The organism is Telluria sp. ZT3P26 (genome assembly GCF_059686035.1).
Window position 1 is genome coordinate 336709 of the sequence record NZ_JCASII010000002.1, and the last position, 20169, is coordinate 356877.

Sequence of the window (20169 nt, forward strand, 5' to 3'; positions counted from 1 at the left end):
GTTAAACTACGCCCGACACACACCACAACAAGACCAACGCGTTCTCATGAATATCCAGATCAGCGATATCGGCCATGTCATCCAGCTGGCCATCGCACCCGTATTTCTGCTCACCGGCGTGGCCACCAAACTGACCGTGCTGACCAACCGGCTGGCGCGCATCATCGACCGCACGCGCGTGCTCGAAGACCGGCTCAAGGTCAGCCCGAACACCGAGTTTTCCAGCGAGCTCGAACTGCTGTACCAGCGTTCGCACCTGATCAACTTCGCGATTGCCTCCAGCACCGCTTGCGGCCTGCTGGTGTGCGTCGTCATCGCGATGCTGTTCGCGGGCGACACCACCGGCATCCCGCTCGACCAGTACATCGCCGCGAGCTTCGTGCTGGCGATGCTGGCCCTGATCAGCAGCTTCGTGTATTTCTTGCGCGAGATTTTCATCTCGTCGCGTTTCATGCGCATGCAGCACCAGCAAATCATGATGCAGCAACCGCCGCCACCACTGCCGTAAGGCGGATGCGGCCAGAAAGAATCTTATGCACGACTACCAACGCCCACCGACCCTGCACCGCTACGCACTGCGCACCGAACTTGAAAATTCGCTGCGCCTCGGCCAGTTTCGCCTCGAGCCCAGCGGCGGCTTCCTGAACCTGTCGTTTTCCACCGCCTGGGACAAGGCGCTGTTCGACATCATCACGCCGAGTGACACGTGCCTGGTGATCCACAATAGCGAAGAATTCGGCGAGCGCCTGCACCGCGCCGTGCAGCGCATGCTGCCCAACTGGGCCGGCATCGATGGCGCCATCGAATACGGCAGCCGTTCGCCGCTGGGCGCCGCGTTTACCAAGAGCGCGGGCCAGGCGCGCGAAAAGGAATGGCAATTCGCATGGCGCTCGATGTCGCCGGGCGCGAGCCTGAACCCGATCGTCGTCAAGATCGGCAGCATCGAGAGCTTCGCCGAGCTGCGCGACCGCGACAGCCACCTCGCGTAAGCCACGCCAGCCGTGTTTAGACGCACGGCTCGACAAAATCGCGGTGTAATGCCGCGATGACTATCTCTTCTGCCTACGCGCACCTGCTCGCGCCCCTCGACCTGGGTTTCACCACGCTGAAAAACCGCGTGATCATGGGCTCGATGCACACCGGGCTCGAAGACCGCTTCTACAACTACGGCAAGCTCGCCGCGTTCTACCGCGAACGCGCGCGCGGCGGCGTCGGCCTGATCGTTACGGGCGGCATTTCGCCGAACCGCCAGGGCTGGCTGCTGCCGTTCGGCGGCACGCTCAATTTTCTTGGCGACGTGCCGAACCACCGGCGCGTCACGCGCGCCGTGCACGAAGAAGGCGGCAAGATCGTGCTGCAGATCCTGCACGCGGGGCGCTACGGCTACCAGCCGTTCGTCGTGTCGGCGTCGAACCTGAAGTCTCCGATCTCGCGCTTCAAGCCCAAGGCGCTTTCCGAGTCCGGCATCGAATCGACGATTGCCGCCTACGTGCGCTGCGCCAGGCTCGCACAGAAGGCCGGCTACGACGGCGTGGAAATCATGGGCAGCGAAGGCTATCTGCTCAACCAGTTCCTGTGCGCGCGTGCCAACCGCCGCACGGACGGGTGGGGCGGGCCGATCGAACACCGCATGCGGCTGGCGATCGAGATCGTGCGCCGTATCCGCGCGGCGGTCGGGCCGGACTTCATTCTGATGTACCGCCACTCGGTGCTCGACCTGGTCGAAGGCGGCAACACGTGGGACGAGGTGGTGCTGGTGGCGAAAGCCCTGGAGGCTGCCGGCGTGACAATTTTGAATACCGGCTACGGCTGGCACGAGGCGCGCATCCCGACCATCGTCACGTCGGTGCCGCGCGCCGCGTTCGCGCAGGTGGCAGGTCGCTTGCGCGCTGCGGTGGGCATTCCGGTGGTGGCCTCGAACCGCATCAATATGCCGCACGAGGCCGAAGCCTTGCTGGCGCGCGGCGACGCCGACCTGGTGTCGATGGCGCGGCCGTTCCTGGCCGATCCCGAATTCGTGAACAAGGCCGCCAGCGGCCGCGCCGACCAGATCAACACCTGCATCGCCTGTAACCAGGCCTGTCTTGACCACACCTTTTCGAACAAGCGCGCTACGTGCCTGGTCAATCCGCGCGCCTGCTACGAGACCGAACTGGTGATCCGTCCGGCCGCGCAGCCGCGCCGCATCGCCGTGGTGGGCGCCGGCCCCGCCGGCTTGTCAGCGGCGACGGTGGCGGCCGAACGGGGGCACCGCGTGACGCTGTTCGATGGACTGGACCGCATCGGCGGCCAGTTCAATGTCGCGATGCGCGTGCCGGGCAAGGAAGAATTCGCCGAGACGATCCGTTATTTCGGGCGCCGCCTGGCGTTACTGGGCGTCGACGTGCGCCTGAATACGGTCGTCACGCGCGAGGCCCTGCTGGCCGAAGGCTTCGACGAGGTCGTCGTCGCCACCGGCATCCGCACGCGCAAGCCGGCCATTCCCGGCATCGACCATCCGATGGTGCTCAGTTATCTGGACGTGCTGCGCGATGGCCGTCCGGTCGGCGCACGCGTGGCGATCATCGGCGCCGGCGGCATCGGGTTCGACATGGGGGAATTCCTCGTGCACGATCCGCAGGTGTCGCTGCCAATGACGCCTGCGCACTGGATGGGCGAGTGGGGCGTCGATCCGCTGGTGACCACGGCGGGCGGTTTGACGGCGCCCGTGGCGCCGCATCCGCCGCGCCAGGTCTGGCTGTTGCAGCGCAAGAGCACGCGCCCGGGCGCGGGGCTGGGCAAGACGTCGGGCTGGGTGCACCGCGCAACGCTGGTGCGCAACGGCGTGACGATGCTAGCGGGTGTGCAGTACGACCGCATCGATGACGCGGGACTGCACATCACTGTTGGTGGACAGGCGCGCGTGCTGGCGGTGGACAATGTGATCGTCTGTGCGGGGCAGGAGAGCCTGGCCGAGCTGATGCCGGTTGAGGCAACCGGCAGCGGCGGGCCGGGTTTCCACAAGATCGGCGGCGCTGCGCTGGCGGCGGAGCTCGATGCCAAGCGCGCGATTCGCGAAGGGTTCGTGCTGGCGGCGCGGCTTTGATGGTTCGTGGTGGTGGGCGGCTGACTTGGGTTCCCGCCTGCGCGGGAACGACGTTGTTTCAGGCTGGCGCAGAGACAAATGTATCGATTTAGCCGCCACTAGTCGCACGTCGTTCCCGCGAAGGCGGGAACCCAAGTGCTTGCCAGGCACACCACCACGGCTGATTACAGCTTGCGCACCACCACGCAGCCGATCGAATAGCCGGCGCCGAACGAGCAGATCACGCCGTTGGTGCCCGCCGCCAGATCGTCCTGGTACTTGTGGAACGCGATGATCGAGCCGGCCGACGACGTGTTGGCGTAGCTGTCCAGGATCACCGGCGCTTCATCGGCTGTCGCGTCGCGGCCCAGCAGCATGCGCACGATCAGCAGGTTCATGTTCAGGTTCGCCTGGTGCAGCCAGTAGCGCGCCACATCGTCGGTCGTCAAGCCGGCGGCAGTCAAGGTGTCCTTGATCGTCTCGGCTGCCATCGGGCAAACTTCCTTGAACACCTTGCGGCCCTGCTGGCGGAACAGTTTATCGGGCTGGCCGACGCCGGCTTCGTCGAAGCGGTTCATGAAGCCGAAGTTGTTGCGGATATTGTTCGAGAAGCTGGTCTTGAGGCGGCTGTCGAGGATTTCCCACTGGTGCGCGCTGGTCGCCGTGGCTTGCGCCTCGATGATGATCGCGGTGCAGGCGTCGCCAAAGATGAAGTGGCTGTCGCGGTCGCGGAAATTCAGGTGGCCGCTGGTGATTTCGGGGTTCAGCACCAGCACCGCGCGGGCGCGGCCGCCCCGCACCGCGTCCACGGCGGTGGCGATGCCGAACGTGGCCGACGAACAGGCCACGTTCATGTCGAAGCCGAAGCCGTCGATACCAAGTGCTTCCTGCACTTCAACGGCCATCGCCGGGTAGGCGCGCTGCATATTGCTGCAGGCGACCAGCACCATGTCGATCTCGTGCGCCTGTTTGCCGGCGCGGGCCAGCGCGTCGCGCGCGGCGGCCACGCACATCTCGGCCTGCAGCGAGATCTGGTCGTCCGGGCGGTCGGCGATGCGCGCCGTCATGTGGGCCGGGTCGAGGATGCCGCTTTTTTCCATCACGTAGCGCGATTTGATGCCGGACGCTTTTTCGATGAAGCCGCTGCTGGACGGCTCGAGCGCCGTCACCTCGCCTGCGGCGATGGCAGTCGCGTGTTCGGCGTTGTGCAGTTCGACGTAGGCGTTGAAGGCGGTCACCAGCTCGTCGTTCGAGATGGAATGCGGCGGCGTAAACAGGCCGGTGCCGCTGATGACGACAGGTATCATGTTCAGGAAACTTTCAAGGAAAATAAGGCCGCTTGGCCGCAAGATGCGCCGATTCTACACGCTCGGCGCGAGCCTGGGAATCGGGCAGAAAGCCGGCTGCGCTGCGCTGGCGTCAGCGCCCCTGGCGCGCCAGCGTCGTACCGCTGGCGCGGCCCGACAGCGCCACCGCCTCACCCTTCAGGTGGCGCAGCGCCTGGGCCAGCTGGAAGTCGTCGGCGCTGCCGTAATCGAGCGGCTTGCGCTGGCGCGCTGCGTTCAACAGCCGCATCTGCTCTTCGATGTCGTCCTCGCGCGTGGCGACTTCGGCCCCGGCGCCGTTGGTCAGGTGGTGCTGCAGGTCGGCTTCGCGCATGCGCAGGGCGTTCAGGCCATCGCCATCGGGATACTCATCGACCGGGACATCGGGCACGATGCCGCGCGCCTGGATCGAGCGCCCGGCCGGCGTGTAGTAGCGCGCCGTGGTCAGCTTGACGGCGGCGTTGCCGCCGATCGGGCGGATGGTCTGCACCGAGCCCTTGCCGAAGGTCTGGCTGCCGAGGATGGTGGCGCGCTTGTAGTCTTGCAGTGCGCCGGCGACGATTTCGGAGGCCGAGGCCGAACCGGTATTGACCAGCACCACCATCGGCAGCTTCTTGAATGCTGGCGGCAGGCTCGCCAGCGGGTCGGCGCCGCTGCGCAGCATGTAAAACTCGGGCCGGGCATAGAAGCGCTGGCGCGAGTCGGCGAGCTGGCCGTTGGTCGAGACGATTTCGGCGTTGTTCGGCAAGAACGCGGCGGCCACGCCGATCGCACCCTGCAGCAGGCCGCCGGGATCGTTGCGCAGGTCGAGCACCAGGCCTTTGAGGTCGGGGTCTGCGCGGTACAGCGCCTGCAGCTTGGCGGCCATGTCGTCCACGGTCGGCTCCTGGAACTGCGCCACGCGCAGCCACGCGTAACCCGGTGCGACCATTTTGGCCTTGACGCTTTTCTGGACGATCTCGCGCCGCTCGACGGTGATGGTGAGCGGTGCCGGCACCGACTTGCGCACGACCGTCAGCGTCACGCGCGTGCCCGGTTCGCCGCGCATGCGCTTGATGGCGTCGTCGATCGGCGTGCCCTGGACCGGGTGGCCGTCGATGCGCGTGATCAGGTCACCTTCCTTGATGCCGGCGTGGTAGGCCGGTGAATCTTCCATCGGGCTGATGATCTCGATGTAGCCGTCTTCGCTGACGCTGATCTCGATGCCCAGGCCGACGAAGCGGCCTTCGGTGCCTTCGCGCAGTTCACGAAACGCGCGTGCATCGAGGTAGGCCGAGTGCGGATCGAGCGATGCCACCATGCCCGTGATGGCCTGCGACAGCAGGGCCTTGTCCTGGACCGGTTCGACGTAGCTGGTCTTGATGATGCCGACGACGTCGGCCAGTTCGCGCAACTCGGCCACCGGCATGCTCGATTCGAGCGACGGTTTGAAGGCGAGGGCGGAAAACTGCATCGTCAGGCCGACGCCGGCAACGGCGCCCAGGCCGATCAGGCAGGCATTCTTGAAGGTGGCACCCATGTGATCCATTGTGGCAGCGCGCGCCGATCGTGGAATCCGAGGCGCTGCGATAGGCCTGAGATTGCGCAAGCGGAGTATAAACCGGTTCGCGCGCCGGTGTTGGCAGCCTCTGCGGCATCCAGCGATCCGGAAATCCAGGCGCCAATACGCAACATCGACCCAATTGGCGCCAGATAGCGATTTGTTACACGCCGTTAGCGAGGGTAAGCAAATGTAAGAGTGGCGCCCGCTACAACAGTGCGCACCTATAGTCGTGGCTAGTTTTTCTCTCTCTCCACTCTTGAAGTGGTCTTGTCCCGCGGCTTTCCGGCTGCGGGATTTTTTTTGCCCGGGCTCAGTCAACATTATCTGTTGATGACGCCGATTGCGATGCAGAACAATTGTGCCGAGGAACTGACCCGTCCGCCATCCAGGGCCCAGCGCCACCCCAGGTTGTTGGGCAGATAGCGTGACGCCACGCCGCGAAAACCCATCAGCCAGGCCTTGAAGCGCTGGTGGTAGGCGTTCACGTTCTGCACGTGAATGGCCTGGCCGCCCAGGCGCCTGACGCGTACGCCTGCGCGCAGGTTCACCGCCGCGTGTGCAATATGGTGCTTGCGTGCAAAGGCCTGGTAGGCAGCATGGCTGTCGGTAACCAACAGAGCCTGCGGATCAAGCCTGGGCAGCAAGCTGCGTTCGAGTTGCGCGGCCGTAAGTTGGCCCCGGCCAGTGACGGCATCAATGGTCTGTCCGTTGCGGTCGCGCGCCACCAGGATGCAATCCAGATAGCGGGATATGCCACGCAAGGGCACGCGCCCGCCCCGCCGACGCGCTGGACGATCGAGCGTGCGCGATCCTTTTTGCGATTCGAGCAGGAACGTCTCGTCGGCTTCAACGATGCCATTCAGGGATGCCGGTCGGTCGAGCTTGACCCAGGCCAGAAAGCGGTGGCGCCACCGGAAGGCGGTATTGCGGTGTACGCCAACCCGGTCTGCACCTTTGCGTACGGACAGTGAATCGAGCAGCACCTGTGAATATGCGAGCCATTTGGCCTTGTGCCGGAGGCGCGCCAGCGGCGTGCCGCTCAGGTCGTTGAAGGTGCGCCCACAGGCGCAGCAGCGAAAGCGCTGCAGATCGTTGGCGAATCCGTGCCGGTGGCAGTGTTCGCCAGCACAGCGGGGACAGCAGCGCCCTGACGCTCTGGCTTGCGCGATCAGCGCCACCACCTGGTCGAGGCCGGCTGCGGGATGCAGGGCGTCGAGCACTTGCCGGCGCTGCGGCTGGTTCAGCGATGACAACCCGGCGAACCACTTCCTGAAACGGGGCGCTTTCATGATCGGCTCCTGAGGCTGGGGACAGGGGTTCGACCACCTCGCTGCTCATCAGTTCAACGCTCGCCTCTATTTAATGCTGACTGCGCCTTTATGCGTGTCATCCTGTTGTCACCTTCCAACACATGCATACGCGATATTCACCCTTCTGCGTGTATCGAAAAGTAAAAAAATCACCACGGCCAGCGCCGTTGCAAGTCCACCCGCTAGAATGTTCTTTTGCCGGCACGCAGCAGGCGCGACCGGTCAGACGTTGTTTATTCCTGCGAACACTTAGCAACCAAGGACTTACCCGTGAAGCGACTTCTCCTGAGTACCCTGACCCTGTCCCTGGCGGCAGCCTTTGCCGCACCGGCGATGGCCGCCGACGCCGCGCCTGCCGCCGCCGCCGCAGCGCCGGCCACCGCCACCGCACCGGCCGGCGTCATCTCCGGCATCGACACCCAGTACATCGACAACAGCGTGCGTCCGCAGGACGATTTCTTCACGCACCTGAACGGCAAGTGGCTGAAAGAGACCGAGATCCCGGGCGACCGCTCGAGCTGGGGCACCTTCATGAAGCTGCGCGAAGACACCACGCCGCAACTGCTGGCGATCATCGAGGCCGCGCAGAAGGACACCGGCGCCAAGGCTGGCACCGAAGCGAAGAAGATCGGCGACCTGTACGCCAGCTTCATGGACGACGCGCGCCGCGAAGCTCTCGGCTACAAGCCGCTGACGGGTGAACTGTCGCGCATCCGCGCACTCAAGGACAAGAAGGGCATCCCGGCGCTGGCCGCTCACCTGGGCAAGATCGGCGTGGCCAGCCCGTACGGCATCTACGTCGGCCAGGACATGCGCGAGTCGACCCGCCACGCAACCTATATCAGCCAGAGCGGCCTGGGCATGCCCGACCGCGACTACTACCTGAAGGCGGACGACGCCAAGCTGGCCGAGATCCGCGCCAAGTACCAGGTGCACGTCGAGAAGATGCTGGCGCTGGCCGGCGAAAAGAACGCCGCTGCGCAAGCCAAGGCAATCGTCGACTTTGAGACCGATCTGGCCAGGGTCCAGTGGACCAAGGTCGAGAACCGCGACCCGGTCAAGCGCTACAACAAGATGACGGTCGCCGAGCTCTCCAAGCTGGCGCCGGGCTACGACTGGAAAGGCGCACTGGCCGCCGCCGGCGTGGGCAACAAGATCGACACCATCATCGTCAACCAGCCAAGCTACTTCACGGGCTTCGATGCACTGCTGGCCAAGACCGACCTGGCCACGCTCAAGTCGTACTTTGAATGGCAGCTGCTGCGCGAGTACGCACCGTACCTGTCGAAGGCGTTCGTCGACGAGAACTTCGCTTTTTATGGCACCGCGCTGACCGGCGTGGCCGAGCAGCGTCCGAGCTGGAAGCGCGGCGTGTCGACCGTTGAAGGCACGCTGGGCGAGGCACTGGGCAAGCTGTATGTGGCCGAGCATTTCCCGGCCGAGCGCAAGGCGCGCATGGAACAACTGGTGAAGAACCTGATCATCGCCTACGGCCAGTCGATCGACAACCTGGAGTGGATGAGCCCTGCGACCAAGAAGGAAGCACGCGCCAAGCTGGCCAAGTTCACGCCGAAGATCGGCTATCCGGACAAGTGGCGCGATTACTCGCGCCTGACGATCAAGCGCGATGACCTGGTGGGCAACGCGATGCGTGCGTCGACCTTCGCCTACAACTACAACATCGACAAACTCGGCAAGCCGATCGACCATACCGAGTGGGGCATGACGCCGCAGACGGTCAACGCCTACTACCGCAGCACGATGAACGAGATCGTGTTCCCGGCCGCGATCCTGCAGCCGCCGTTCTTCGACATGCGTGCCGACGACGCGGTCAACTACGGCGCGATCGGCGCCGTGATCGGCCACGAAATCGGCCACGGTTTCGACGACAAGGGCAGCCAGTCCGATGGCGACGGCAACCTGCGCGACTGGTGGACGGCCGAAGACCGCGCCGCCTTCAAGGCCCGCACCGACAAGCTGGTCAAGCAGTTCAACGGCTACGCGCCGCTGCCGGGCTACAACGTGAACGGCGAACTGACGCTGGGCGAGAACATCGGCGACAACGCCGGCCTGTCGATCGGCTACAAGGCCTATAAACTGTCGCTGGCGGGCAAGCCGGCGCCGGTGATCGATGGCCTGACGGGCGACCAGCGCTTCTTCATGGGCTTTGGCCAGGTATGGCGCTCGAAGATGCGTGAAGCCCAGCAGATCAACCAGGTCAAGACCGACCCGCACTCGCCGGGCCAGTTCCGCGCCAACGGCACCGTGTCGAACATGCCCGAGTTCTACGAGGCGTTCAACGTGAAACCAGGCGACAAGATGTACCTGCCGCCTGAAGACCGGGTCATCATCTGGTAAGGTTCCATGACAAGGGGCCGGCGTCACGAGCGCCGGCCTTTTGCATTGCACTCACAAACTAACAAAGAGAGATAACATGCAACGAAAACTGATCAGCGCAGCAGCGCTGGTATTGACCACGTCGTTCATCGCGCCGATGGCGCTGGCCCAGGCCACCGCCGCCACCGCCACCGCACCGGCTGGCCTGTCGTCCGGCATTGCGACGCAATACATCGAACCGTCCGTGCGCGCGCAGGACGACTTCTTCGAACACCTCAACGGCAAGTGGCTCAAGACCGTCGAGATCCCGGCAGACAAATCGACCTGGGGCGCGTTTCACCAGCTGCGCGATGACACGCTGCCGCAACTGCGCGCGATCATCGAGCGCACCGCTGCCGACAAGAACGCCGCCGCCGGCAGCGAAGCGCGCAAGATCGGTGACTTCTACGCGAGCTACATGGACGAAGCGCGCCTCGAGCAACTGGGCGCCACGCCGCTCAAGGGCGAGATGAACAAGATCGCCGCAGTCAAGAGCAAGGCCGAACTGCCTGCACTGTTCGCCCACCTGAATCGCGCCGGCGTGACCGTGCCGTTCACGTTCTTCATCCACCAGGATGCCAAGGATTCGACCAAGTACGTCGCCGACCTGTACCAGTCGGGCCTGGGCATGCCCGACCGTGACTATTACCTGAAGCAGGACGACGCCAAGCTGGCGGACGTGCGCGCCAAGTACCAGGCGCACATCGAGAAGATGCTGGCGCTGGCCGGCAGCAAGACCGCCGCCAATGATGCGAAAGCCATTCTCGACCTGGAAACCCGGCTGGCCAAGGTGCAGTGGACCAAGGTCGAGAACCGCGATCCGATCAAGACCTACAACAAGGTCGAATTCAGCAAGCTGGCTGCAATGGCGCCGGGCTACGACTGGAACACATGGCTGAAAGCCTCGGGCCTGCAGGGCAAGGCGACGTACCTGATCGTCAGCCAGCCGACCTACCTGAAAGGGTTTACCGACGTCCTGAACAGCGTGCCGCTGGCGACCTGGAAAGCGTATCTGCAATTCCAGACCGTCAACAGCTATGCGAACTACCTGTCGAAGGCCTTCGTCGACCAGCGCTTCTCGTTCAACGGCACCACGCTGGCCGGCATTCCTGAACTGGAACCTCGCTGGAAGCGCGGCGTCTCGACGCTGGAAGGCAGCCTGGGCGATGCAGTGGGCAAACTGTACGTGAAAGACCACTTCCCGGCCGAGCGCAAGGCGCGCATGGAAGTGCTGGTCAAGAACCTGCTGGCAGCCTACAAGGACTCGATCGACACGCTCGACTGGATGAGCCCTGCGACCAAGAAGGAAGCGCAAACCAAGCTTGCCAAGTTCACGCCGAAGATCGGCTACCCGAACAAGTGGAAGGAATACACGGCGCTGACCGTCAAGCGTGATGATCTGGTCGGCAACGTGATGCGTTCGCGCGACGTCGAATACAACCGCGAACTGAACAAGCTGGGCAAACCGATCGACCGTGACGAGTGGGGCATGACGCCGCAGACCGTCAACGCCTACTACAACCCGGAACTGAACGAAATCGTGTTCCCGGCCGCAATCCTGCAGCCGCCGTTCTTCGATGCGAAGGCCGACGACGCAGTCAACTACGGCGGCATCGGCGCCGTGATCGGCCACGAGATCAGCCACGGCTTTGATGACCAGGGTTCGCAGTACGACGGCGACGGCAATATGCGCAACTGGTGGACCGAAGAAGACGGCAAGCGCTTCGGCGAAAAGACCAAGGCCCTGATCGCCCAGTACGCTGCATTCAGCCCGCTCGAAGGCTATAACGTGAATGGCGAACTGACCCTCGGCGAAAATATCGGCGACAACTCGGGCCTGGCGATCGCCTACAAAGCGTACAAGATCTCGCTCAAGGGCAAGCCAGCGCCCGTGATCGACGGTCTCACCGGCGACCAGCGCTTCTATATGGGCTGGGGCCAGGTGTGGCGCACGAAGATGCGCGAACCGGCGCAGATCGCCCAGATCAAGACCGACCCGCACTCGCCGGCGCAATACCGCGCCAACGGCACGCTGAAGAACCAGCCTGGTTTCTATGAAGCGTTCAAGGTCAAGGCCGGCGACAAGATGTACCTGGCACCGAAGGATCGCGTGATCATCTGGTAAGCCTGCAGCGCAAAACACTGCGCGCATAAAACAAGGGCCGCTTTCGCGGCCCTTGTTGTTTCCGTTACCTTGCTGCGATCAGCGCGCCTGGCTCGAATAGCTGCACGACTTGACCGTGCCTTCGATCGGATCGCCGAACACCGCATTGGTGCAGGCGGTGCGGGTCGTGAACGCCTTGGTGGCATAGGCGCCCGGCACGCCGTAGCGCACGTCACGTGTACCGGTGAACGAGCAGGTGCCGTTTTCGGCGGCGCATGCGGTCCAGGTCACGGGCGTGGTCGGCGCCGGGGTCGGCGCGCTCGACGCGGTACCGGCATAGCTGCAGGTCTTGACCGTGCCCTCGATCGGATCACCAAACACGGCGTTCGAACACTGGACATTGTTGGTAAACACTTTGACGACCCATGAATTGCCCGCGCCATAGCGCACCTCACGCGTGCCGCTGAAACCGCAGGTGGCGTTTTCGTTGGCGCAGGTGGTCCAGGCCGATGGCGTCGGCGTCGGGGTCGGCGTTGGTGTTGGTGTTGGCGTCGGCGTCGGCGTGCTGCCCGGGTTCAGTGCCGCGTAGGCACCGATATCGCGCACACTCGCCGCAACGCGGGTTTCGCCCGACGCCACGTGCTTGTACTGCGCCACTGGCGTCAGCGACACACCGGAGGCCGACACGCCTGGCGTCGAACCGGCATTGATCACCAGCACGTTGGCGATCGGGTGCAGATCGAACAGCACGCGGTTGACAAAGCCGGGCACGAGCGAGCGGAAGTTGGTGCGGTCGATGGCATTGGACTGGTTGGTCGCAGCGCCGGTGCCGCCAAAGATATTGTTTTGCAGCAGAACTGGCGTCGTCACGCTACCGCCGACCACCACGAAGGTGCCGCGCACGCTGTCGTCGTTCAGGAACGTATTGTTCACCACATACAGATCCTTGCCGGGATTGCTCGCACCTTCCATGCCATAGGCCAGCAAACCGGGGTTGTTGTGGCTGGCCGGCTGGTGGATCACGTTGCCGATGACGTACGAGGTACCGGCATTTGGCAGGTCGATCTCGTAGCTCGGTTTGCCGGTGCTGCTCGAGAAACGGTTGTAGTTGATCGTGTTGACGCTCGCGCGCGACTTGAGGTTGTGGCCGCCATTGGCGTCGTGCGAATAGTTGTAGCGGAACGTCAGGCTGCCGACATGGCCGATGTAGACATTGTGGCTGTAACCGTCGCCCCGGCCGTTGGACGCAAACTCGGTGTTTTCGATCACGATGCTGCTGTTGTCATTCGCGCCGGTCAGGATGCCGTTTTCGTTATTGCGCAAGTACGACGAGCGCAGCGTGAAGTTGGTGCCTTCGATGCGCAGTGCGGCGCCGTTGCGGTCCGGCACCGACGCACCGGCCATCTCGACGTTGTCGACGGTGACGTTGTTGCCCTGGATAACCCAGGTGCCCTTGCCTTGGGCATTCTTGCCGGCGGCATCGATCACGGGCCGGCCATTTACGCCGCGGATGGTCAGGTTGCTGGCGCCGATGGCGCACACGTCACCGCTGTAGGTTTTCCCGCCGTCGATCTGGATGACATCGCCGGTCTGTGCCCGGGCAAAGGCAGCGCACGGTGCAGCGTAGGTTTTCCCTGGCCCCACTGACAAAGTGGCGGCGGATGCGCCGCCGACCATGGCGAGCGACATCAGGAAAAAAGCGGACAAACGGCCCGAAGCGGATGCAGGGAATGGGGAACTGAGGGACATGGTGTACTGATCCTGTAAAGATTCCGCGAGGAATTTATTTCGACTGGAGGCTGTGCAGGATAAGTTATTTATTTGTTCCGTTTTGTAAGCAATTGTTACTTTACTTTTAAATCAATATGACATATATGATAAATCTAGAGGTTTGAAAGTAACTCAATTATTTGTTCAAATAATATTGGATAGGGGTGTTGTGCAGGCAGGCTCCGATGCTGTGCTGGAAGTAAAACTGTCAGTTAAACAAAAAGCGCCGCATGCGGCGCTTTGTTGTTTGCGGATCCTGGCGATGCTTATTTGACTGAAGCCACCATGTAGTCCACGGCAGCCTTGACGTCGGCGTCGGGAAGCGCGGAGCCACCTTTGGGCGGCATGACACCGGCTTTCCCCTGGAATCCCTTGATGGCGTGGTCATACAGGACCGAGGCACCCTGGCCGATGCGTGCACTCCACGCGGGCTTGTCGCCCAATTTGGGCGCGCCTGCGATACCGGTACCATGGCAGGCGATGCACGCCGTGTCGTAGGCTTTCTTGCCGGTATCGGCACTTGCCACGGCCAAGCCTGCAACCGGCGCGCCTGCATCCGGTGCCGCTGCTGCTACCGGTGTGGTAGCGGTGGGGATTGTGGCTGGTACTGCAGCAACCGGTGCGCCGGTTGTCGCAGCAGCAGCGTCACCGGCCACCGGCGCGGCAGCCGCCGCGGGTGCGGGTGAAGCCGGTTGCTTGAAGCTGGCGCCACTCTTGTTGGTCATGAAGACGACGGCGCGCGCCACTTCCAGGTCATCGAGGTCCGGATTGCCGCCTTTGGCCGGCATGGCGCGGATGCCTTCGATTGCATGCTTGACCAGCGTATCGTAACCCTGCGCCAGGCGGGCAGCCCAGGCGGCATTGTCGCCCGTCTTGGGCGACCCGGCCATGCCGCTGTCGTGACACGCTGCGCAGGTAGCCGTGTACACGGCGCCACCTGCCAGCAGGACACGCGGGGCATTGGCGTCGCGTAGTGTGAAACCTGCATCGGAAACGGGGCGGATGCGCGCGGCAATTGCCTCGGCGCTCTGGGCATTGCTGCCGGCCCCGGTGGTCGAGGCATTGGTGACGAAGGTGACGAGCAGGATGATGCCGAGGACAATAACTAAGAAGAACCCCGCGACAGCGATCACGAGCTGTTTTGGCGTACGAATGAGGGATTCGTGGTCGTGCTGTGCGTCGCTCATGATTTCCTTAATTCAATTAAAAAAACCGGCCACTGGGGGCGTTGCGATCTAGTGGCTTTTTTGCAAGTGCCGTCGAGCATCTTATTATAGTGTAAACCTGTATTGGTGCCAGGGTTTTTCGGGCGCTGCCCATGGACGTACTCGACGAAAGACTGTATCCTTCGCTACGCTTGCCAGTGCGGCTGTAGCTCAGTGGATAGAGTATTGGCCTCCGAAGCCAAGGGTCGCTGGTTCGATTCCAGCTAGCCGCACCATAAAATCAAGAACTTACGACACTTCCTGCTGAGTTTGGGGAGAAAGTTCTGAGTTTTTGGGGAGAAAAATAAATCGCGTTGCAACACTGGACTCCACCACTGAGGAGTTCAGCATGAAGGTCAAGCAGGTCACGCCAAGCAAGCAGGTCACGCCAAGCAAGGTCACAACAGGCGCAATCGAGAAAAATATCTACGTAGAGGTCCGTTCCGGCTCCCTGCGCTTTGTTGTCCAAGTATCACCCCTCCCCAAAGACTCACATACCTGCGACATAGACCAATTCGAGGAAGGCCTGCGCTGGGCCCGTCGTCGTCGCGTTGAACTGCTCGAGCAAAAATCGGACGCAAAGCCGAAGGTCGCACCATCGGCTCCTACAATCGCCCTTGGGTGTACTCCAGCAGACATCACAGTGCGCGACATCCTTGAAAACTATCGACTTCGTGAGCTGCCGAAGCTGGCGGGCGCTGCATCAGACCTGTCACGCCTCAAGCGTCTTGACGAGTGGTTTGGGCACCTCTCCCTAGGCCAACTAGACTACGACCTGCTAGACCGCTGGATGGTTGAACGACAGGCAGGCCTGCTGGGCTCAGGACGAGTTTCCGACCCAACACTCACCAAACATCAGCGGCACTACCGGAGGAAAATGGGCCAAGTGTTGCCGCCTGCTGTGATAGTCCCCCCGTCAGCGCAAACAGTTCGCCACGAAATTACGTTGATGCGACGTACACTCGTGGCATATTTTCGTGCCAACAAATTGAATCAGTTTCACGGAGCTTGGCTAGCGGCTCAGTATGTGATGGAAATTCCATTGCCAGAAAAACCGCAGCCCCGTGAAACTCGAGTGGACGAGGAGGCTCTGGCTCTTCTAATAACGGAATTAGACCCGAGGCACATAGCGTTCGTACGATTTGCAGTTATGACAACGCTACGTCGTAGTGAGGTCTGCTCACTACGGTGGGAGGATGTAAATTGGGAAAAAAAGATAATCACACTGCGCAAGCCAGGCCATTTGAAAAAATCAAAAACTAGCACGCGAGACGTTCCGTTGCTGCCACCTGCACTTCAGATTCTGCAGCAGCTCGGCTCGGGCAAAGTAGGCCAAATTTTCAAAGTTTCACCTAGTGGCATTTCCCAGGCACTACGGCGGGCAGCGGATAGGGTCGAGTTGTTTGACGTGCGCCTGCACGACATGCGTCGCGAAGGCATCTCCCGGCTAGTCGAGCTGCTTGAAGCGTCTCTCGAAGAAGTCATGGTGTTTTCTGGGCATAGTGACCGGGCGGTGCTACAGAAGGTTTATTTGCAACAGCGTGCTAACGTCATCGGCGACCGGCTTACCCAACATCCACGCGCCGCCACCATGATTGCGGCCACGTAAGGAAATAAATCAGGGGGCTACACAGGTTTTTACTGACTGTGGAGTCCCTTATGACGACGTATATGACGAAGGACGAGCTAGCCTCGATGCTGCGTGTTTCTGTGCGCACTGTAACGACCTACATGAGCCAGGGATTGCTGCCTCAGCCGCTGCAGCTAGGGCGTCGGTTGCTGTGGGAGCAGGGTGCAGTCATTCAGTTCATACAGCCCAAGCCAGTGCTCGCTAATAACAGTAGTGGACCGGTAAAACGAGGACGGCCGCGCAAAGTTATGGCCGTTTAGGTTTGAGGGCGCAGTTGGCCAACGGCTTTCCCCGTAGTTCTGACCTATGTTACCCGGGCCATCATTGTTCAGGCGTAATCTCGCAGGTAGACAGCAATGAGCACTGTAATACTGACAATAGTGCCGCCGACGATAGCAAACCAGCCGAGTGCATCGATGATTTTGTTCCGCCCTGCGCTGGTGAAGAAATGCTTATGGATAAACTTTTCCATGGTAATCTCAAATGTCTTTATAACGATGAGTCCATCCTAACATCTACTATATAAGGGCTGCCAATGGAAGCTACCCCTTCTGCAAGCTTTGTCTATCAGTTCGCGTTTGGACCTGAGGATGCTCTTAGTCACCTGCCTGACGATAGGCAGGCGACAGCGGAACAGCTTATTGTTGAGGTTATTTATGAATCTTTTGTAACGTCAGCTGATGAGGATTATTTAACTGCGCGCACGCTCGCCGTAAATGGCTTGCCGCGCGGATTCGCCTGGGGTGCCGGTCAGGCGCTTGAAAAATACTTCAAGGCGTTTATGTTGTTCCGCGGCAAGAAGGTCAAAGGTGCCCCGTTTGGACGACATGCTATTAGAGCGCTCTACGATGCTGTCGTCGCGCTGGACCCGACAGTAGCAGACATCGACATCAGCCCCCATCCTGACGTCAATGTCCGGTTGCTGCTCATCAAGCCCAAGCGACCAATTCAGCTACCGGAGTTCATAGACACTGTTGAGCGAAATGGAGACCCGGACAATCGATACAACGCGGCGGGAATCGAGTTTGATACCAATCTCGTATTCGCACTAGATTCTTTCATACATGGGTTCAGGTCACGTATCGGCGCGCTACCTATTGAGTTTAGCCTAAAACGATTTGACGAAAGCGTATTAACTGCCTTTAGAGATAATAACCCCTATTTCTACCCTGTCTCGAGCGGTGAAGACGGCGGCGTCGCGCAGCACTCGTTTAAGATGCTCGCTCAAGTTCACTGTACGACACAGGAGTATCTCCTGAAGAACTCACGCTCCGGGGTCAATATGCACGTTATTAACTGGCTAAAGCAGCGAATGATTATATGATTCCGGTTCTTTATTTGGTCTTCGACACTACTTTATACCGCCGTCTTTGTTGTCATATCGTATACTAAGGCTACCGGCGCCGTCTTTTTGATGAGTTGAGCCGGCTCAACCGAGGCGGCGTACTCTAGGAGGCTGATTTGGCACCGATTCTATATCTGGATTTCGACGGCGTGCTGCATCCAGCAGACGTACGTGTGACTAGGGAGGAGCCAACGCGCCCGCGAGTGTACGACGGCAACCAACCGACCGACTATCCATTATTCGAGCACGCCGCGCTGCTAGAATGCATCCTGCAGCCGTACCCTGATATCAGAATCTCTCTCTGCACGAGTTGGGTTCGGATGCTCGGGTACGAATTCGCTGTGCAGCAACTGCCACCAGGGCTGCAGGCTCGCGTCGTTGGAACCATTTGGCAGGGATTTCTGCTGCAGTTCCCGCCGCGAACGCGACATGACGCAATCGCTACCGATGCAGCAGAGCGGGGAGTACAGCGCTGGCTGGCGCTCGACGACGACACCGACGGCTGGCCATATGAGCAGCGTTACCGGGTAATAGCGCCTACTAACTCGTGGCAGGGTCTCTCACAACCGGGCAGACCTGATGAGTTGTCTGCGGCGCTGGCGCTGCTGTGCAGTGGCGGCGCACTCGAGTCTCGGCTATCGCCAGAAGTGCCCTTTCCGTCGACCGTTGAGCGTCTGTTCGGGCTAACTTGAGCCGGCTCAACCAACGGGGACACAGAATGAATAAAACCATCCGCGATTTTTTAGCAGACGAATCGCGCGCACTGAGAGTACTCGTGAACATGTCAGTCGCGATAATGGCATTCGGCCTGGCCGTGGCGGTTGCGGCTGTCGTCGTGTTAGGTTGAGCCGGTTCAACTGAGCAGTTGCTATATGGGGGTACCACTACCTAGGAGACCCACCATGAATTACCAACCAACGCCCGTCGAACCGGCGGCCAACACCGTCAGGGAATTCAACAAAATACTCGCAGAAAAAGGCCTGACAGCCTACGTATTTGACCGTCTCGTCGGAGAGATGCGGCACGGCGTAATTGGCATCCGGCCTGCCGGACTCGGCAATGTTTTTGCCGCTGCCGTCGACCGCGAAGAGTATGCCCGGAGCACTGCTAGCTGGTCGAGTGCCGACGCAGCTATTGGCCGGCCTCGTACCGGCGGCTCCAAGCACTTGGCGCTGCTGGCGCTAGTCGCCAGGTTGAAAGTTAGTTGAGCCGGCTCAACCGCACCAAAGCCATCTCACTTGGCCAACATAAAAAGCCCTGACAACCGTTGCCAGGGCTTTTCATGCAATCGGCCGGTGAGATACCGCCCACGATTTGGGACGGCCTGCCCCGGCACCGCTCCGAGAGTTGAGCCGGCTCAACCGGTTACCAGCTGGCAGTGGTCGGCAGTGGTTCGTGTTCGTAGCCGCGGCGTTTGATGAGTTGGCGCAGGATGACGGCCTCTGGCCAGTTCATGTCCAGCACCATCGTGTATTTGTCGTCTTTCTCGATTACCGCAAAGTTCATTTCGCCTTCGTGGTTGAAACGAGGGTCGCTGTCCAAGCATTCTGCGCGCTCGTCGTGCATGCCTTCAATTCGCGCATCGTGGTGTACAACTTGACCTGCTTGTTCCGCGTCTTCGATGTAGTCGATAGCGTTTGGATAGTCGAGCATCAAGATGTCTATGCCAGTGAGCCGGAACCAGCCGTCTTTACCAGGTACGGGCACAACTTCAGCTTCAATCGCATCCAGCAGTAACATCATTTCCAGTACCTATCATCGTTTAGAGGGGAAATTTTCCCATGCGGCAACTCCAAACGTTGGCTTGACGGGCCCGTTTGGCAGCAAAGCGACAAAGTCAGTCGTCAGTTGAGCCGGCTCAACCGCTCGTCTTTCAATCAATGTGTTGCTTTCTTGACTACTGTACGTTAACACAGTATTCTGTTGGTTTACACAGCGCCGGAGCCCGCTATGGATAAACGTGAATTGAACGATACTGCAGTGAGGACCGAATGCATCGAAAGCCTATGTGACGACCTCGCGGCGATTAAACGGAGGGCACCGATGCTTCAGGAAGTTCATCTGGTCGCAGCTGCCTACCGTTCGGCTATCGCGTTGGGGTGGGGCGAGAACGACCAGGAGCTACGATGGATATTCCGGCGCGTGGCAACGTGTCTGCGCTGGCCTCTACCGCAGGAGATTGCATAGTGAGTACACTTGAGATTGTGGTGTTAGTGGCTGCGGCGTTCGTCGTGGGATTCGCGGCCGGCCGGGTTACCGGGCTGCGGCACAATCGCACCAGTTGAGCCGGCTCAACTTCACCGGGTTTTTAGTGGCTGAGCGACATATCACCAGTTTTCTTAGTGGCTGGGCGACATGTGAGCCTAGCTTCTTAGTGAAAAATGCGCAAAGGGGAGTACATGGTCAGGGTCGCGGCAATAGGCGGGTACCAAGCGAAGGTGGCATTGGTGCGAGGGAAGGAGGGGGCGCTGGCGCTGGACGGCGTCGAGCGAGACGG

Annotated in this window: 18 protein-coding genes and 1 tRNA gene; 12 read left to right on the top strand and 7 right to left on the bottom strand. The window is 61.1% G+C overall.

Going from position 1 to position 20169, the window contains the following annotated elements; all coding sequences use genetic code 11:
• The first annotated feature begins 46 nt into the window (after positions 1–46).
• Genes AC56LN_RS09375 through AC56LN_RS09385 form a run of 3 tightly spaced genes read left to right on the top strand, consistent with a single transcriptional unit; the run spans position 47 to position 3085 of the window.
• The gene (locus tag AC56LN_RS09375) at positions 47–508 is read left to right on the top strand and encodes a DUF2721 domain-containing protein (RefSeq protein WP_367611086.1); all 462 of its coding nucleotides are present in this window, start codon (positions 47–49) and stop codon (positions 506–508) included.
• 25 nt (positions 509–533) lie between these two features.
• Positions 534–989, top strand: a complete 456-nt coding sequence (locus tag AC56LN_RS09380; RefSeq protein WP_482896787.1) for a hypothetical protein — start codon at positions 534–536, stop codon at positions 987–989.
• Between the two features lie 56 nt (positions 990–1045).
• On the top strand, positions 1046–3085 hold the full coding sequence (locus tag AC56LN_RS09385) for an oxidoreductase (RefSeq protein WP_499571180.1): 2040 nt from the start codon (positions 1046–1048) through the stop codon (positions 3083–3085).
• Between the two features lie 164 nt (positions 3086–3249).
• Here AC56LN_RS09385 and AC56LN_RS09390 read toward each other — a convergent pair whose 3' ends face one another.
• The 3 genes from AC56LN_RS09390 to AC56LN_RS09400 form a co-directional block, all read right to left on the bottom strand.
• Positions 3250–4371 carry a beta-ketoacyl-ACP synthase III gene (locus AC56LN_RS09390; protein ID WP_499571182.1) on the bottom strand — a complete coding sequence of 374 codons (1122 nt, stop codon included), beginning with the start codon at positions 4369–4371 and terminating at the stop codon, positions 3250–3252.
• 112 nt (positions 4372–4483) lie between these two features.
• Positions 4484–5908, bottom strand: a complete 1425-nt coding sequence (locus AC56LN_RS09395) for a S41 family peptidase (RefSeq protein ID WP_499571184.1) — start codon at positions 5906–5908, stop codon at positions 4484–4486.
• A 344-nt stretch (positions 5909–6252) separates the two neighbouring features.
• Entirely contained in the window at positions 6253–7221 is a 969-nt protein-coding gene (locus AC56LN_RS09400; protein ID WP_499571186.1) for an IS1595 family transposase, read from the bottom strand.
• Between the two features lie 291 nt (positions 7222–7512).
• Between AC56LN_RS09400 and AC56LN_RS09405 the strand changes: the two genes are divergently transcribed.
• A complete protein-coding gene (locus AC56LN_RS09405) occupies positions 7513–9600 on the top strand; it encodes a M13 family metallopeptidase (RefSeq protein WP_499571188.1) in 2088 nt (695 codons plus the stop codon).
• Positions 9601–9676: 76 nt separating this feature from the next.
• Entirely contained in the window at positions 9677–11743 is a 2067-nt protein-coding gene (locus AC56LN_RS09410; protein WP_499571190.1) for a M13 family metallopeptidase, read from the top strand.
• Positions 11744–11821: 78 nt separating this feature from the next.
• Here AC56LN_RS09410 and AC56LN_RS09415 read toward each other — a convergent pair whose 3' ends face one another.
• Together AC56LN_RS09415 and AC56LN_RS09420 are read right to left on the bottom strand one after the other, a co-directional pair.
• The gene (locus AC56LN_RS09415; protein WP_499571192.1) at positions 11822–13471 is read right to left on the bottom strand and encodes a right-handed parallel beta-helix repeat-containing protein; all 1650 of its coding nucleotides are present in this window, start codon (positions 13469–13471) and stop codon (positions 11822–11824) included.
• Positions 13472–13758: 287 nt separating this feature from the next.
• Positions 13759–14679 carry a c-type cytochrome gene (locus AC56LN_RS09420; RefSeq protein ID WP_499571194.1) on the bottom strand — a complete coding sequence of 307 codons (921 nt, stop codon included), beginning with the start codon at positions 14677–14679 and terminating at the stop codon, positions 13759–13761.
• Positions 14680–14857: 178 nt separating this feature from the next.
• Here AC56LN_RS09420 and AC56LN_RS09425 point away from each other — a divergent pair.
• The 3 genes from AC56LN_RS09425 (at position 14858) to AC56LN_RS09435 (ending at position 16587) form a co-directional block, all read left to right on the top strand.
• Positions 14858–14933, top strand: a tRNA-Arg gene (locus tag AC56LN_RS09425).
• 113 nt (positions 14934–15046) lie between these two features.
• Positions 15047–16306 carry a tyrosine-type recombinase/integrase gene (locus AC56LN_RS09430; protein ID WP_499571195.1) on the top strand — a complete coding sequence of 420 codons (1260 nt, stop codon included), beginning with the start codon at positions 15047–15049 and terminating at the stop codon, positions 16304–16306.
• A 62-nt stretch (positions 16307–16368) separates the two neighbouring features.
• Positions 16369–16587 carry a helix-turn-helix transcriptional regulator gene (locus tag AC56LN_RS09435; protein WP_499571603.1) on the top strand — a complete coding sequence of 73 codons (219 nt, stop codon included), beginning with the start codon at positions 16369–16371 and terminating at the stop codon, positions 16585–16587.
• A 68-nt stretch (positions 16588–16655) separates the two neighbouring features.
• Here AC56LN_RS09435 and AC56LN_RS09440 read toward each other — a convergent pair whose 3' ends face one another.
• Entirely contained in the window at positions 16656–16799 is a 144-nt protein-coding gene (locus AC56LN_RS09440) for a hypothetical protein (protein WP_499571197.1), read from the bottom strand.
• Between the two features lie 63 nt (positions 16800–16862).
• Between AC56LN_RS09440 and AC56LN_RS09445 the strand changes: the two genes are divergently transcribed.
• The 4 genes from AC56LN_RS09445 to AC56LN_RS09460 all read left to right on the top strand — a co-directional run bounded on the left by AC56LN_RS09445 (position 16863) and on the right by AC56LN_RS09460 (position 18880).
• Positions 16863–17651 carry a HEPN domain-containing protein gene (locus AC56LN_RS09445; protein ID WP_499571199.1) on the top strand — a complete coding sequence of 263 codons (789 nt, stop codon included), beginning with the start codon at positions 16863–16865 and terminating at the stop codon, positions 17649–17651.
• 137 nt (positions 17652–17788) lie between these two features.
• Complete coding sequence (locus AC56LN_RS09450; protein ID WP_499571201.1) at positions 17789–18364, top strand: HAD domain-containing protein; 576 nt, start codon at positions 17789–17791, stop codon at positions 18362–18364.
• Between the two features lie 26 nt (positions 18365–18390).
• Positions 18391–18519: a hypothetical protein gene (locus AC56LN_RS09455; RefSeq protein WP_499571203.1), complete on the top strand. Its 129-nt coding sequence runs from the start codon at positions 18391–18393 to the stop codon at positions 18517–18519.
• Between the two features lie 55 nt (positions 18520–18574).
• Positions 18575–18880: a hypothetical protein gene (locus AC56LN_RS09460; RefSeq protein WP_499571204.1), complete on the top strand. Its 306-nt coding sequence runs from the start codon at positions 18575–18577 to the stop codon at positions 18878–18880.
• A 157-nt stretch (positions 18881–19037) separates the two neighbouring features.
• Here the strand turns inward: AC56LN_RS09460 and AC56LN_RS09465 are convergent, their stop codons facing one another.
• On the bottom strand, positions 19038–19415 hold the full coding sequence (locus AC56LN_RS09465) for a hypothetical protein (protein ID WP_499571206.1): 378 nt from the start codon (positions 19413–19415) through the stop codon (positions 19038–19040).
• Between the last annotated feature and the right edge of the window lie 754 nt (positions 19416–20169).